This window comes from Enterobacter sp. RHBSTW-00994, assembly GCF_013782625.1.
GTDB lineage: Bacteria > Pseudomonadota > Gammaproteobacteria > Enterobacterales > Enterobacteriaceae > Enterobacter.
On the sequence record NZ_CP056199.1, the window covers coordinates 1,936,756 to 1,951,594 of the forward strand.

General features: G+C 49.2%; 18 protein-coding genes. 11 read left to right on the plus strand and 7 right to left on the minus strand.

What is annotated here, in order from left to right; all coding sequences use genetic code 11:
• Positions 1 to 284: 284 nt before the first annotated feature.
• Positions 285 to 779, plus strand: a complete 495-nt coding sequence (spy, locus tag HV346_RS09265; RefSeq protein ID WP_181623203.1) for an ATP-independent periplasmic protein-refolding chaperone Spy — start codon at positions 285 to 287, stop codon at positions 777 to 779.
• Positions 780 to 1,078: 299 nt separating this feature from the next.
• Complete coding sequence (gene ves, locus HV346_RS09270; protein WP_181623204.1) at positions 1,079 to 1,636, plus strand: environmental stress-induced protein Ves; 558 nt, start codon at positions 1,079 to 1,081, stop codon at positions 1,634 to 1,636.
• Between the two features lie 40 nt (positions 1,637 to 1,676).
• Here ves and nadE read toward each other — a convergent pair whose 3' ends face one another.
• Positions 1,677 to 2,504: an ammonia-dependent NAD(+) synthetase gene (nadE, locus tag HV346_RS09275; RefSeq protein WP_181623205.1), complete on the minus strand. Its 828-nt coding sequence runs from the start codon at positions 2,502 to 2,504 to the stop codon at positions 1,677 to 1,679.
• Positions 2,505 to 2,735: 231 nt separating this feature from the next.
• Here nadE and osmE point away from each other — a divergent pair, with 231 nt between their 5' ends.
• The 8 genes from osmE (at position 2,736) to cedA (ending at position 8,951) form a co-directional block, all read left to right on the plus strand.
• Positions 2,736 to 3,080, plus strand: coding sequence for an osmotically-inducible lipoprotein OsmE (osmE, locus tag HV346_RS09280; protein ID WP_181623206.1), 345 nt, complete (start codon positions 2,736 to 2,738; stop codon positions 3,078 to 3,080).
• A 280-nt stretch (positions 3,081 to 3,360) separates the two neighbouring features.
• A complete protein-coding gene (locus HV346_RS09285; protein WP_181623207.1) occupies positions 3,361 to 3,681 on the plus strand; it encodes a PTS sugar transporter subunit IIB in 321 nt (106 codons plus the stop codon).
• 80 nt (positions 3,682 to 3,761) lie between these two features.
• On the plus strand, positions 3,762 to 5,120 hold the full coding sequence (chbC, locus tag HV346_RS09290) for a PTS N,N'-diacetylchitobiose transporter subunit IIC (RefSeq protein WP_181623208.1): 1,359 nt from the start codon (positions 3,762 to 3,764) through the stop codon (positions 5,118 to 5,120).
• 46 nt (positions 5,121 to 5,166) lie between these two features.
• The gene (chbA, locus tag HV346_RS09295; protein WP_181623209.1) at positions 5,167 to 5,514 is read left to right on the plus strand and encodes a PTS N,N'-diacetylchitobiose transporter subunit IIA; all 348 of its coding nucleotides are present in this window, start codon (positions 5,167 to 5,169) and stop codon (positions 5,512 to 5,514) included.
• A gap of 29 nt (positions 5,515 to 5,543) precedes the next feature.
• Positions 5,544 to 6,362: a transcriptional regulator ChbR gene (gene chbR / locus HV346_RS09300; protein WP_181623210.1), complete on the plus strand. Its 819-nt coding sequence runs from the start codon at positions 5,544 to 5,546 to the stop codon at positions 6,360 to 6,362.
• A gap of 111 nt (positions 6,363 to 6,473) precedes the next feature.
• Positions 6,474 to 7,829, plus strand: a complete 1,356-nt coding sequence (locus HV346_RS09305) for a 6-phospho-beta-glucosidase (protein ID WP_181623211.1) — start codon at positions 6,474 to 6,476, stop codon at positions 7,827 to 7,829.
• Positions 7,830 to 7,840: 11 nt separating this feature from the next.
• On the plus strand, positions 7,841 to 8,593 hold the full coding sequence (gene chbG, locus HV346_RS09310; RefSeq protein WP_181623212.1) for a chitin disaccharide deacetylase: 753 nt from the start codon (positions 7,841 to 7,843) through the stop codon (positions 8,591 to 8,593).
• A gap of 118 nt (positions 8,594 to 8,711) precedes the next feature.
• Complete coding sequence (gene cedA, locus HV346_RS09315) at positions 8,712 to 8,951, plus strand: cell division activator CedA (RefSeq protein WP_239006353.1); 240 nt, start codon at positions 8,712 to 8,714, stop codon at positions 8,949 to 8,951.
• A gap of 48 nt (positions 8,952 to 8,999) precedes the next feature.
• On the opposite strand, the gene HV346_RS09320 is transcribed toward cedA, so the two are convergent.
• The 4 genes from HV346_RS09320 to hxpB form a co-directional block, all read right to left on the minus strand.
• Positions 9,000 to 10,391 carry an L-cystine transporter gene (locus HV346_RS09320; protein WP_181623214.1) on the minus strand — a complete coding sequence of 464 codons (1,392 nt, stop codon included), beginning with the start codon at positions 10,389 to 10,391 and terminating at the stop codon, positions 9,000 to 9,002.
• A gap of 126 nt (positions 10,392 to 10,517) precedes the next feature.
• Positions 10,518 to 11,108 (minus strand): metal-dependent hydrolase, encoded by a 591-nt coding sequence (locus tag HV346_RS09325; RefSeq protein ID WP_181623215.1) that lies wholly within the window; start codon positions 11,106 to 11,108, stop codon positions 10,518 to 10,520.
• Between the two features lie 94 nt (positions 11,109 to 11,202).
• A complete protein-coding gene (kduD, locus tag HV346_RS09330; RefSeq protein WP_181623216.1) occupies positions 11,203 to 11,964 on the minus strand; it encodes a 2-dehydro-3-deoxy-D-gluconate 5-dehydrogenase KduD in 762 nt (253 codons plus the stop codon).
• A gap of 142 nt (positions 11,965 to 12,106) precedes the next feature.
• Positions 12,107 to 12,778: a hexitol phosphatase HxpB gene (gene hxpB / locus HV346_RS09335; RefSeq protein WP_181623217.1), complete on the minus strand. Its 672-nt coding sequence runs from the start codon at positions 12,776 to 12,778 to the stop codon at positions 12,107 to 12,109.
• Positions 12,779 to 12,926: 148 nt separating this feature from the next.
• Between hxpB and HV346_RS09340 the strand changes: the two genes are divergently transcribed.
• Positions 12,927 to 13,463 carry a YniB family protein gene (locus tag HV346_RS09340; protein WP_181623218.1) on the plus strand — a complete coding sequence of 179 codons (537 nt, stop codon included), beginning with the start codon at positions 12,927 to 12,929 and terminating at the stop codon, positions 13,461 to 13,463.
• A 36-nt stretch (positions 13,464 to 13,499) separates the two neighbouring features.
• Here the strand turns inward: HV346_RS09340 and HV346_RS09345 are convergent, their stop codons facing one another.
• Together HV346_RS09345 and ghoS are read right to left on the minus strand one after the other, a co-directional pair.
• Positions 13,500 to 14,360, minus strand: a complete 861-nt coding sequence (locus tag HV346_RS09345) for a fructosamine kinase family protein (protein WP_181623219.1) — start codon at positions 14,358 to 14,360, stop codon at positions 13,500 to 13,502.
• Positions 14,361 to 14,465: 105 nt separating this feature from the next.
• A complete protein-coding gene (gene ghoS / locus HV346_RS09350; protein ID WP_181623220.1) occupies positions 14,466 to 14,756 on the minus strand; it encodes a type V toxin-antitoxin system endoribonuclease antitoxin GhoS in 291 nt (96 codons plus the stop codon).
• Positions 14,757 to 14,839 lie beyond the last annotated feature (83 nt).

The window sequence follows — 14,839 nt, forward strand, 5'->3', positions numbered from 1 at the left end:
TTATGGCGGTCTGATTTTTTTTACGGATTATTCCTGGTTGTTTGCTTTCAAAATAAACACCGTTTCGCTATACTCATAAACAATCCATTTAAAATCAGTAAATTGAATATTTTAATTTCAACTCTCCACGCTTTTTCCTTAATTTCTCCACATTTGGCGATAATTTGTTTTTTACACTTTCATTGTTTTACTGTTGCTCTGACTAATTGACGATAAACCCCGTAAAGTTAATCTCGTCAACACGGCATAGCGCCGAAGAATAACTGAAAGTAAGGACATAAATTATGCGTAAATTAACTGCACTGTTTGTTGCTTCTACCCTGGCTCTGGGCGCTACCAGCATGGCGTTCGCCGCCGATACTGCGACCACCACCGCAGCGCCAACGGAAGGAAAAATGATGATGCATCATAAAGGCAAACCGGGTCCGCATCATGAGATGATGATGTTCAAAGATTTGAACCTGACGGATGCACAGAAACAACAGGTCCGCGACATTATGAAAAGCCAGCGCGACCAGATGAAACGCCCACCGCTGGAAGAGCGTCGTGCAATGCATGACATCATCGCGAGTGATTCTTTCGATAAGGCAAAAGCCGAAGCGCAGATTGACAAGATGGCTGCACAGCATAAAGCCGGTATGCTGGCCCGTATGGAAACACAGAATAAAATCTACAACATTCTGACACCGGAACAGAAAAAACAGTTTAATGCCAATTTTGAGAAGCGTCTGACAGAACGTCCGGCCCCAGAAGGTAAAATGGCTCCGCCTGCTGAATAATCAGCACATCACATTAAGACCGCCGGAATCCTGTTCACAAAAGCGCTATCGCTGTGGACAGGTCCGGCGGTTTTTTCTTTCATGCCCTCTTGCCAGCCGCCAGAAGCGCGGTATTCTCCTGTAGTCGTCCCAGAGAATGTATAACAGAGTCATGGCGTTAGTATTTTTCTCAACGCCTGGCTAATACATGTCTGCTCTGCTGCCGATAATACGTCTGTGATTACCCAACGATAACAATCAAGATAGCGACGATAGGCATATCGTTGCACTGGCGCATGTTGTGCCTTTCAGGAGTGGTGATGGAGTTTTTTGATATCCGTAAGATGCCTGTCAGTCTCTGGCGTAATGGTGCTGGCGAGACACGAGAAATTTGTTGTTTTCCTCCCGCGACGCGCGATTTTTCCTGGCGCGCCAGTATTGCTTCCCTTGCCAGTAACGGTGAGTTCTCTTCTTTCCCCGGAGTTGATCGGGTGATTACGTTGCTTGAAGGCGGTGAGGTGACACTTGATGCAGGTAAGGCTTTTTGCCATACCCTGAAAACTCATCAACCGTTTAGCTTTCCGGGCGACCAGCCAGTAAAAGCCCAGCTTACAGATGGCCAGATGTCGATGGACTTCAATATTATGACGCGAAGGGATCGCTGCCGGGCTAAAGTCCGCGTGGCGGATCGCACCTTTACGACATTTGCTTCTCGTGGTGGGGTGGCGTTTGTGCTCAGTGGCGCATGGCAACTGGGGGATAAGCTGTTGACGGCGGATCAGGGAGCAAGCTGGGAGGAGGGGATCCATACTCTGCGCTTACTTGAATCTGAAGGGACACTGCTATTCAGTGAAATTATCTGGCTGGCAGGGCATTAATCCCAAAAAGAGGCGGCGTTAGCGCCGCCTGTATGTGTGATTACCGTTTCCAGAAATCATCAAATACGGTGATGGGTGGACGGCGTTTGTGCTCCGTTTTCAGATACCAGCCTTCAATAATCCGCGCCGTACCTTCATCAAGGGTTTTGCCTTCCAGATAGTCATCAATGTTGTCATAGGTGACACCCAGTGCAGCTTCGTCTGGCAGAGAAGGGCGGTCGTCTTCCAGGTCCGCCGTTGGTGCTTTATTGTATAAGTGCGCCGGGCAACCCAATAACGCGAGCAACTGTTTACCCTGACGCTTGTTCAGACGGAAGATCGGGTTAATATCGGTTCCACCATCACCGTATTTGGTGAAGAAGCCTGTCACAGCTTCTGCTGCATGGTCGGTCCCAACCACTACGCCTTTTGTCATGCCTGCAATACTGTACTGCGCTTTCATCCGCTCGCGGGCTTTCTCATTACCGCGTACAAAATCGCTTAATTCGATACCGGCTTCACGTAAGGCTTGCTCACTTGCCAGCACAGACCCTTTGATATTTACGGTGAGCACACGGTCAGGCTGAATAAAGGTGATCGCGTCCTGACAATCCTGCTCATCAGCCTGGACACCATAGGGGAGGCGTACGGCGATAAACTGTAATGCCGTGTCGCCAGTTTCTTCACGCAACTCTGAAATCGCCAGTTGGCACAATTTCCCGGTGAGTGTGGAATCCTGACCACCACTGATGCCCAGCACCAGGGATTTCAAAAAGGGATGGGTTTTCAGATAGGATTTTAAAAAATCGATGCTACGGCGGATTTCATCGTGTGCATCGATCGCAGGCTTAACGCCAAGCGCCTGAATAATCTCTTGTTGCAGAGCCATTACGCCCTCCATATGCAGTACTAACCAGAATGTGTGATCTGTTAAAACTAACCCTTTGGGCGTAAAACGACAAGGATCACAGTTTCGAGTGCGGCAAATTGCGGCGATTTAGCAGGTTATCTTTGTTTTATTGGAATCTTCCGAAAGTCATCCTGTAAAGCCCGCATAGTTGAAAAATGATATTTTATATTCCAGGCTTAGATAACACGCTGATAAAAAAGAGGACGAAATATGAACAAGAACGTAGCAGGCGTTTTGGCAGCAGCAGCGGTAGTAACGATGTTGGCAGGCTGTTCAGCTTACGATCGTACGAAAGATCAATTTACACAGCCGGTCGTAAAAGACGTCAAAAAGGGGATGACCCGTGCGCAGGTGGCTCAAATTGCGGGTAAACCGTCTTCTGAGATCACCATGATTCATGCCCGTGGTACATGCCAGACCTATATCCTCGGTCAACGGGATGGTAAAGCAGAGACCTACTTTGTGGCGCTTGATGACACAGGACATGTGATTAATTCTGGTTATCAGACCTGTTCGGAATATGACACTGATCCTCAGGCAGCCAAAGCCCAGTAGGGTCATTTACTGAGCATCGAATGAAACCGGCCCTATGGCCGGTTTTTTTTTACTGAGTATAATCTTATTTATTTGCGCGAATTATTTGCCCGAAATGTGAAGGGAGTCAATACGCAAGGTCAATGAGAGACAATTTTAGGTCATCCGGTAATATCCCCTCCTTGTACCATGCCGTATACTCACTTTAACGATAAACAACGGTAAGCAAACTACCCGTCAGCCAGGATAGCGAGTCGTCTGATGATGCGACGGTGGGTAGTCATACAAGAGGGAAGTTACTATGGAAAAGAAACATATCTATCTGTTCTGCTCGGCGGGCATGTCAACCTCACTGCTGGTTTCCAAGATGCGCGCTCAGGCTGAAAAGTATGAAGTACCTGTGGTAATCGAAGCATTTCCTGAAACGCTGGCGGGCGATAAAGGCCAGACAGCGGATGTCATTTTACTGGGGCCACAAATCGCATACATGTTGCCTGAAATTCAGCGTTTGTTGCCGAATAAACCGGTTGAAGTGATCGATTCTGCGCTGTACGGCAAAATCGATGGTTTGGGTGTATTGAAAGCTGCAGTTGCAGCAATTAAAAAAGCTGCTGTTAATTAATTTATTATTTTTCCCGTCAAAGAGCAATTTCACACACATTACGCCGCAACGTTTGTTGCGGCATTTAAGGGTATTTTCCTATGAGTAAAGTCATCGCTTCACTTGAAAAGGTACTCCTTCCTTTTGCTGTAAAAATAGGAAAGCAGCCTCACGTTAATGCCATCAAAAACGGTTTTATTAAAGTTATGCCGTTGACGCTGGCCGGGGCAATGTTCGTTTTAATTAACAACGTATTTTTGAGCTTCGGAGAAGGGTCCTTCTTTTATTCATTAGGTATTCGGTTAGACGCCTCCACTATTGAAACTCTCAACAGCTTTAAAGCTATTGGGGGTAATGTTTACAACGGTACATTGGGTATTATGTCACTGATGGCGCCGTTCTTTATTGGGATGGCACTTGCAGAAGAACGTAAAGTAGACCCGTTGGCGGCTGGGTTACTATCCGTGGCTGCATTTATGACCGTGACGCCATATAGTGTAGGTGAAGCTTATGCGGTAGGGGCGAATTGGTTAGGTGGGGCAAACATTATATCCGGTATTATTATTGGTTTAGTGGTTGCTGAGATGTTCACTTTTATTATTCGTCGCAACTGGGTTATTCGCTTGCCGGATAGCGTACCCGCTTCTGTATCTCGTTCATTTTCCGCGTTGATCCCGGGCTTTATTATTCTCTCCATCATGGGGATTATTTCCTGGGCGCTCTCTCATTGGGGTACAAACTTCCATCAGGTCATCATGGACTCAATCTCAACGCCACTGGCGTCGATGGGTGGTGTGGTCGGGTGGGCGTATGTGATTTTCACCTCTCTGCTGTGGTTCTTCGGCGTACACGGTTCACTGGCACTGGCTGCGCTGGACAGCGGTATCATGACCCCATGGGCACTGGAAAACGTGGCCCTTTACCAGCAGTACGGTTCCGTTGATGCGGCGCTGGCGGCAGGTAAAACCTTCCATGTGTGGGCGAAGCCGATGCTTGATTCCTACATCTTTCTGGGCGGTACAGGGGCGACACTGGGTCTTATCATCGCGGTCTTTATTACCTCTCGTCGTGCTGACCATCGTCAGGTTGCGAAACTGGCTCTGCCATCAGGCATCTTCCAGATTAACGAACCGATTCTGTTTGGTCTGCCAATTATCATGAACCCGGTCATGTTCATCCCGTTCATCCTGGTGCAGCCTCTGCTGGCCGCGATTACTCTGACGGCGTACTACCTTGGCATTATTCCGCCGGTGACGAACATTGCACCGTGGACCATGCCGACAGGCCTTGGCGCATTCTTTAACACCAACGGTAGCGTAGCGGCCTTCCTGCTGGCGATATTCAACCTCGGCGTAGCAACACTGCTGTACATGCCGTTTGTGGTTATCGCGAACAAAGCACAAACCGCTATTGATGAAGAAGAGAGCGAAGAGGATATCGCGCTCGCACTGAAATTCTAAGATTGACCGGCGCGGGGAAACCCGCGCCCGCAAAGGAGAGAAAGAGATGTTAGATTTGGATACAATCGTGGCAGAAGACGTGGTCGAGAACGATCTGGAAGAAGTGGTGATGGGGCTTATCATCAATTCGGGGCAAGCGCGTAGCCTGGCCTATGCTGCACTCAAGCAGGCCAAACAGGGTGATTTCGCCGCCGCGAAAACCATGATGGATCAGTCCAGAACCGCGCTGAATGAAGCGCATCTTGTCCAGACTAAACTTATCGAAAGCGATCAGGGTGAAGGAAAAATGAAGGTCAGCCTGGTCCTGGTGCACGCGCAGGATCATCTGATGACCTCAATGCTTGCACGCGAGTTGGTTGCAGAGTTGATTGAGCTTCACGAGAAAATGCAGTAAGTCGAAACAGGTAGCAGGAGGTCAGCACGATGGAAATTAAAACCGCACTTGAGCAGCAACTGTTTAATGGCAAGAATTTTCACGTGGTTATCTACAACAAAACGGAAAGCGCCAGTGGTTTGCATCAGCATGATTACTACGAATTCACGATTGTTCTGACCGGGCGTTACTACCAGGAGATTAACGGTAAACGGGTCTTACTGGAACGCGGCGATTTTGTCTTTCTTCCGATGGGCTCCTACCACCAGAGCTTTTATGAATTTGGCGCGACGCGCATTCTCAATGTAGGGGTGAGCAGGCGTTTCTTTGAGAAGCATTACCTGCCGCTCGTGCCATTCTGTTTTGTTGCCTCGCAGGTGTATCGCGTCAAGAACGAGTTTATGACCTGGATCGAAACGGTTATCGCCTCGCTCAACTTCCGTGACGGTGAATTTGATGAGTTTATTGAAACCGTGACGTTCTACGTGATGAACCGCCTGCGTCATCATCGTGAAGAGCAACAGGTAATTGATGATATCCCGCAATGGTTACGCAGCACCGTTGAAGTGATGCACGATAAAGGACAGTTCAGCGATAATGCGCTGGAAAATATGGTAGCGTTGTCAGGCAAATCGCAGGAATATCTTACCCGCGCAACCCAGCGCTACTATCGTAAAACCCCTGTGCAAATTATTAATGAAATTCGTATTAATTTTGCTAAAAAACAGCTGGAAATAACCAATTACTCTATTACAGATATTGCATTTGAGTCAGGTTATAGCAGTCCCAGTCTTTTTATTAAAACGTTTAAAAAACTGACTTCATTCACACCGAACAGCTACCGGAAGAATCTGACGGTAATTAATTAATTTCGGCGGAATACTTCGCCGTAAATATTGACGTGGTCGCTTGCCCAAAATAGCGGGACTGGAACGCTATACCTTGCAGGTGACTAACCTGATACGCTAAGGGAGATATATATGCAACAGAAATTAAAAGTCGTAACCATTGGCGGCGGCAGCAGCTATACCCCAGAATTACTCGAAGGTTTTCTGAAACGCTATCATGAATTACCGGTCAGCGAATTATGGCTGGTGGACGTTGAAGAAGGTCAGGAGAAGCTCAACATTATTTATGACCTGTGCCAGCGAATGGTTAAAAAAGCTGGCGTCCCGTTAACCGTTTATAAAACGCTGGATCGTCGTGAAGCGCTGAAAGGTGCGAACTTTGTTACGACGCAATTGCGCGTGGGTCAGTTGAAGGCACGCGAACTTGATGAGCGTATTCCATTGAGCCACGGTTATCTGGGACAAGAGACCAACGGTGCGGGTGGGCTGTTTAAAGGGTTACGCACTATCCCTGTTATTTTTGACATTATTAAAGATGTAGAAGAAATTTGCCCTGATGCCTGGGTCATTAACTTCACCAACCCGGCAGGCATGGTCACAGAAGCGGTTTATCGCCACACGGGTTTCAAACGCTTTATCGGCGTATGTAATATCCCGATCGGCATGAAAATGTTCATCCGCGATGTGCTGGAACTCTCGGACAGCGATGATCTTTCTATCGATCTGTTTGGCCTGAACCACATGGTCTTTATCAAAGATGTGCTGGTAAATGGCAAGTCACGCTTTGCTGAACTGCTGGATGGTGTTGCATCTGGTCGCCTCACTGCGGCATCCGTGAAAAACATCTTTGATTTACCGTTCAGTGAAGGTCTGATTCGTTCTCTTAATCTTCTGCCGTGTTCATATCTGCTGTATTACTTTAAGCAGAAGGAGATGCTGGCGATTGAAATGGGAGAATATTATAAAGGCGGTGCGCGCGCTCAGGTTGTACAGAAAGTGGAAAAGCAGCTGTTTGATTTGTATAAAGATCCAAACCTGAATATCAAACCAAAAGAGCTGGAGCAGCGCGGCGGCGCTTACTATTCGGATGCGGCATGTGAAGTGATCAACGCTATTTACAATGATAAGCAGGCCGAGCACTACGTTAACGTTCCTCACCATGGGCATGTTGGCAACATTCCGGCAGACTGGGCTGTTGAAATGACCTGTATCCTGGGACGTGATGGCGCGAAACCTCATCCGCGTATCACCCACTTTGACGATAAGGTGATGGGACTGATTCACACCATCAAGGGGTTTGAAGTGGCAGCAAGCCATGCTGCACTCAGTGGCGAATTGAATGATGTTCTGCTGGCGTTGAACCTGAGTCCACTGGTGCATTCTGACCGTGATGCAGAATCACTGGCTCGCGAGATGATTCTGGCACACGAGAAATGGCTGCCTAACTTTGCTGCGACAATTGCGAAGCTGCAAGACGAATGCCATTAAGAGGGATAACGATGGAAAACCTGTTGATCGTTAATGCCGATGATTTTGGTCTGTCGAAGGGACAAAACTACGGCATTGTTGAGGCTTGTCGCCATGGCGTTGTCACGTCAACCACGGCGTTGATCAATGGTGAAGCGGTTGAGCATGCGGCATTGCTCAGCCGTGAATTGCCTGAATTGGGTGTCGGCTTGCATTTTGTGCTTACGCTCGGAATGCCACTTTCGCCGATGCCTGGTTTGGCCCGTGACGGGCTGTTGGGTAAATGGATTTGGGAAATGGCAGAGCAGGGAGCATTGCCCCTGGATGAAATGACGCGCGAACTGGATTGTCAGTTCAACCGTTTTGTCGATGTCTTCGGCCGTGAACCGACACATATTGACAGTCATCACCATGTCCATATGATCCCGGCACTGTTCCCGTTAGTGGCAGAGTTTGCACAGCGAAAAGGTGTGTCGTTGCGCGTTGACAGGCAGGCATTACAGGAGGCTTTGTTACCCTCGGTTGTAACGACAGATGGTTTCAGCAGTGGATTTTACGGCGATGAGATCAGTGAATCGCTATTTCTGCAGGTTTTGGATGATTCATCACAGCGCGGGGAACGTTCTGTCGAAGTGATGGCGCACCCGGCATTTGTTGATAATACCGTGCGTAAAAGTGCTTACTGTTGGCCACGCCTGGCAGAACTGGATGTGCTGACCTCCTCATCACTGAAATATGCCATTGCGGAGCGTGGTTATCGCCTGGGAACATTCAGGGATCTCTGACACAACGCGGTTTAGCTAAAGCTGGCAAGGATTGCATGCAAGGCGCGACTTACGAGGCGGGAATCGGCTATGATAGAGGTTTCCGTCTCTGGAATTTGCTTTAGTGAACCCGTCGCTTATGAAACCATTTCGCCAACAAAACCGTCCTGTTATTAGCTACGTGCCCCGCGTCGAACCAGCGCCGCCTGAACACGCCCTGAAGCTTGATGGCTTTCGTGACGTCTGGCAGTTGCGTGGGAAATATGTGGCATTTGTTATGACGGGAGAGCATTTTCGTCGCTCTCCTGTATTCGCCGTACCGGAGTCGGCTCAGCGGTGGGCAGAGCAAATCCGTCAGGATGAAGATGTTGAAGAATAGCAGACATAAAAAAACCGCCAACTGGCGGTTTTTTTATGTCTGAATCGATTAACGATGTGCGAGTTCGACGTCGTCTTCACTTTCCAGAACTGTTTTGTCTGTCTGTTTCAGCCACTGGCTGGTCAGTGTACCTGCAGTCATGGAGCCGCTCACGTTCAGTGCTGTACGACCCATGTCGATCAATGGCTCAACAGAAATCAGCAGGGCGACCAGTGTCACTGGCAGACCCAGAGCGGGCAGTACAATCAGGGCTGCGAAAGTCGCACCACCGCCAACACCTGCAACACCTGCGGAGCTCACGGTAACAATTCCTACCAGCGTGGCAATCCACACCGGATCCAGCGGGTTGATACCGACGGTTGGGGCAACCATTACCGCCAGCATTGCCGGGTAAAGGCCTGCACAACCGTTTTGTCCGATGGTTGCACCAAAGGAGGCTGAGAAGCTGGCAATCGATTCGGGTACACCCAGGCGACGAGTCTGTGCTTCAACATTCAGCGGAATAGACGCTGCACTGGAACGGCTGGTGAAAGCGAAAGTCAGTACTGGCCACACTTTACGGAAATATTTCAGTGGGCTCACGCCGTTTACCCCCAGCAGGATACCGTGCACCACGAACATGATGCCGAGACCCAGATAAGAGGCAATCACAAAGCTACCGAGCTTAATGATGTCCTGCAGGTTAGAACCCGCAACGACTTTGGTCATCAGTGCCAGGACGCCGTAAGGGGTTAACTGCATAACCAGGCGTACCAGTTTCATCACCCAACTTTGCAGCGTATCGATAGCGGTGAGAACACGCTGGCCTTTCGGCGCATCGTCTTTCAGCAGTTTCAGCGCAGCGACACCGAGGAAGGCTGCAAAAATCACCACACTAATAATCGAGGTTGGGTTTGCGCCAGTCAGGTCAGCAAATGGGTTCTTAGGAATGAAGGAGAGCAGCATCTGTGGAACGGTAAGGTCTGCCACTTTACCCACATAATTACTCTGAATCGCAGCCAGACGCGCTGTTTCTGCGGACCCCTGAACCAGACCTTCAGCCGTCAGGCCAAACAGATTAGTGACCAGCACACCAACCAGCGCGGCAATGAGCGTGGTGAACAGCAGTGTACCGATAGTCAGGAAGCTGATTTTACCCAACTGGCTGGCGTTGTGCAGGCGTGCAACGGCACTGAGAATGGACGCAAACACCAGTGGCATAACAATCATCTGCAGCAGTTGTACATAACCGTTACCGACAATGTTAAACCACTGGATAGAATCTTTCAGCACGGGATTATCAGAGCCATAAATAGCCTGCAATGCCAGACCAAATACGACACCCATGGCCAGACCGACCAGTACTTTTTTTGCCAGACTCCACTGTTTATGACGAGCCTGTGCCAGAAGCAATAACAAAATAACGAACACGACTACGTTCGCGATGAGTGGAAAATTCATCCCCGTTCTCCTGATTTATTATGTGGTCGGTATAACCGACTCTGTTGGCGCAAGGTTAGCAGAAGTGTGATGTTGCGCTTATATCCAAATGGAATGGATTATGACAAATGAGATTATTTTGCTGATTTAGTGTTCAATCTGGTGATTAATAAAACGATTAAACTGAAATTGCAGCGAATTGATCATTTGTGATGACCAGCGGACTGCACCATTTTCGGGCAGCGTCTGCGGCATCCAGACGGCATAAGCGAAGAGTGCCATACAAAGAACGCGTTCCAGTTGATTGCCTTTTTGCGGAGCCAGTATCGGGAAGCGAAAACGCCACCGACAGGGCCACAGCAAGGGAACACCGGCAGGCGTTAGCATATCTGCCAGTATATGGCTGAGGTAGCCGATCACCATACCCTGAATGGCATCTGCCGGGAAAATCCAGCTGTCAGGGACTTTCAAATAAAACAGCGTTAACAGGCCAAATACAGCCAACAGACTGTGGGTAAATCCACGATGACCAAATGCCCGGGCGATGGGTTTTGCGATCCATTTTAAACGCTGACCAAGGAAGGATTTTGGATGGTCAATGTCGGGTAACAGACAGGTCAATACGGCGGAAGGGATAATATGCCACCAGTCCCCTTGTGTCAGCACAGGCGTCAGCTCAGCGTTTTTGGCAAACACTGCGCATGCAATAGAAAAAAGCAGATGGCCTTCCGCCGTCATGATAAAACCCACAAAACTGTCAATTCATACAGTATAGGGTTTTTATACAGTGGGCGGAAGAGGTGACGGTGTAACTCTTTGTCACAAACAGGCGCTAGCGCGCCAACCAACCACCATCCACGGCTAAGGTGTGACCATTAACGTAATTTGAGGCGCTTGACGCCAGGAAAACCACAGGGCCTTGCAGGTCTTCCGGTAACCCCCATCGGCCTGCTGGAATGCGTTCGAGGATTTCCTGGCTACGTTGTTCATCGTCGCGTAATTGCTGCGTGTTGTTGGTGGCCATATAGCCTGGCGCAATGGCGTTGACGTTAATGCCATGTGCGGCCCATTCGTTTGCCAGAAGGCGAGTGATACCCAGCACGCCACTTTTGGACGCGGTATAGGAAGGGACGCGGATCCCACCCTGGAATGAGAGCATGGAGGCAATATTGATGATTTTTCCACCCTGACCCTGATGAATAAACTGCCGGGCAACAGCCTGAGAGAGAAAAAAGACCGATTTGAGGTTCAGATTGATCACCTCATCCCAGTTTTTTTCGCTAAACGAGAGTGCATCTTCCCGGCGGATCGTCCCGGCATTATTCACCAGAATATCGACCCGCCCCATTTCGGCGACAGCTTTCTTCACTACGTCAGGAATACTTGCCTGCTGGCTGAGGTCGGCCTGAACAGCCACGAAGCGTCTTCCTGTCGCTATAACGCGCGCAGCGGTTTCTTCAGGGATCTTCCGATTAACACCGACGATATCGCACCCGGCCTGTGCCAGTGCAATCGCCATTCCTTGCCCCAGACCGGTATCGCATCCGGTGACGACAGCCACTTTGCCTGAAAGAGTAAAGGCATTCAGTATCATATACACCTCAGAGGTAGGGTTATTTTCTCTCTGAGCGTAAGAATAGGAGGGGGATAAAATAAAATCAATTAAAAATGAAACGATGTTTTATTTTATTTTTTTGGGAAGGTTTCAGGCAGCATAACGCTGCCTGACGAAAACACTACTTGCCGTGCAGGTTTTGGGCTGTCAAGTCTGCAAGTGATGTCAGCTTGACATCCGCCAGCGCAAAGCGTGGGTCGTGTTGGCCTTCTTCGGCAGGTACGACAATTGAACGCATGCGAGCGGCTTTTGATGCCACCATTCCGTTAACGGAATCTTCCAGCGCCACGCAGGCGAGAGGGTCGATCCCCAGTTTCGCAGCACAGTCCATATAGACTTGTGGGTGTGGCTTGCTGTAGGGGAGCTTTTCCGCAGAGGCAAGGGCGTCGAAGCTGTCCCGAAGCTCAAACATGGTCAGCACTTTTTCCAGCATATGCAGGGGCGATGCCGAAGCCAGACCAATTTTCAGGCCTTGTGATTTACACAGCGCGATAGCTTCACGGACACCTGGCAGAAGAGGGCGATTCTCTTCGACCAGCGCAATCGCGCGGTTGATGATGAGCGTTGTAACGTCTTCGCGGCCAGGGCCTTCCCACGGCTGATGGGCATACCAAAGGTCAACCACCATATCGATGCGCAGCCCCAGAGTATCGGGAAGCTCATTACGGCGACGAATATCTACGCCCAGGCTAGCGATTACCTCCAGTTCAGCGCGATCCCAAAGTGGTTCGGAATCGATCAGCAATCCATCCATGTCAAAAATAGCGGCAAGAATTTGGCGCGGTGTCGACATTACAACTTCTCCTTATCTAAGGCGTACGGCAGACGATGCGTACTCAGCACTGATTGCAATTTACCATATCGACCTTAAAGATCGGGCGAAAATGATGAGCAGCGGGTAGACTTAGGCACAAATAACGCGTCTTTTGAAAGGGGAATAGATGACGTATCAACAAGCTGGACGCATCGCTGTATTAAAACGTATTGCCGGTTGGGTTATTTTTATCCCGGCGGTCATTTCTACGCTGATTTCTGTGTGCAAGTTTATGTATGACCACAGCGAGAAACAGCCTGGCATTAATGCAGTAATGCTCGATTTTGCCCACGTCATGATTGAGATGATGCGTTTTAATACGCCTTTTTTAAACCTTTTCTGGTACAACTCACCCACACCTGATTTTCATCAGAAACTTAACATCGTATTTTGGATTATCTACGCGTTGATTTTTATTGCGATGGCGTTGCAGGCGTCAGGCGCAAGAATGAGTCGCCAGACGCGATTTTTGCGCGAAGGTGCTGAAGATCAACTGATCCTGGAGCAGGCAAAAGGAGCAGAAGGGTTGAGCCGCACACAGATCGAATCACGGATTGTTGTTCCACGCCACACGATCTTTGTGCAGATTTTCCCGCTCTATGTGTTGCCCGTTATTATCATTATTGCAGGGTATTTCTTCTTCTCACTGCTCGGTTTTTTATAAGAAAAAATGGGTGGCGTTAGGCCACCCATTTCTATCCTATGCCGCCAATACGCGTTCCAGCGCACGCTGCGCCGTAACAAGATGCTCACCGCCAAACAATATTGCGCGGTTAATCAATGTGTAGAGCTGATAAACGGGTTGGCGCTCCAGAAAATCCGTTGGCAGCGGGGAAATTGACTGATAACCGTCGTAAATCTGTGGGGGCTGTTCTGGATGCAGGGGCAACATGGCAAGATCGCACTCTCTGTCGCCCCAGTAACAGGCAGGATCAAAGATATACGGGCCGTTTGGCCCAAGCGCACAGTTTTCTGACCATAAGTCTCCGTGCAAGAGTGAAGGCTGAGGCTGATGCGATGCCAGGCGCTGTTGCACATGATCAACAATGGTGTCGATATTGCCAAATTCCAGCCCCCTTTCAGCAGCCAGTTCCAGTTGCCAGCCAATTCGTTGCTCGGCAAAAAAGGTGGACCAGCGACGTTGCCAGGCGTTAGGTTGCGGGGTGGTGGACAGATCGTTATCAAAGTCGAGACCAAATTGCGGCTGATCGCTCCACTGATGCAGGCGGGCAATTTGCTGTCCCAGAATGAAGGCGTTATGGGCGTCTAACGGACGGGCAGGAAGATAATCCATGACCAGGAAACTGTAGTCGCGATCGCTGCCTACCGCCCAGACCTGAGGAACGGCGACGGTTTTGCTGCGTGACAACAGTTCGAGTTGATCGGCTTCGGCGGTAAAAATAGGGAGTAATTCCCGTTCATCACACTTAACAAAGAAATCACGTCCAGCGTAGCGTAAATGCCATGCGGCGTGGATCTCCCCGCCTGGCAGTTCGTTACGCAGTTCAATTTCACCTTCACCCAGTTGTTCACTTAAAAGATGACTGATAGCCTGCCACATGATGTCTCTCCCATGTTGTCTGCCAGATCATAACGTTAGCGCAAAACCGTGGTTAAAAAACAAGAACTGACGCACACCTGAGCCGTTTAGATTCATGCAGGGCACTTATTGTCCTTGTTTTTGCCAATTTTCCCAGGTGTCCACGTCAATTTCTGCTGTTCTGTGGATAGCGCTTTCTACGAGGCCGCTTGCCAGTGCTTTCACTTCATCTTTACTGAGGGAACTTATCAAAGCAAATGTTAGTGTGCCAAGTTCGTGAATAGTGCCCTCATCATCTGTCAGCGTGAGCAAGAAGTTTGCGCGGGTCAGGGTGTTATTGATTTCGTTGAGCTCGGTCAGTGATGCTTCATGAAATTTAACGACTATGACGTAGCGAATGATGTCACCACTGCTCATATTTCACCTCATTGTTATCATGGAAGTTTTCTTAGCTTAGTCGATAGTACCGGTTTGGCGACTTTTGATCGTACTCCCCTTGT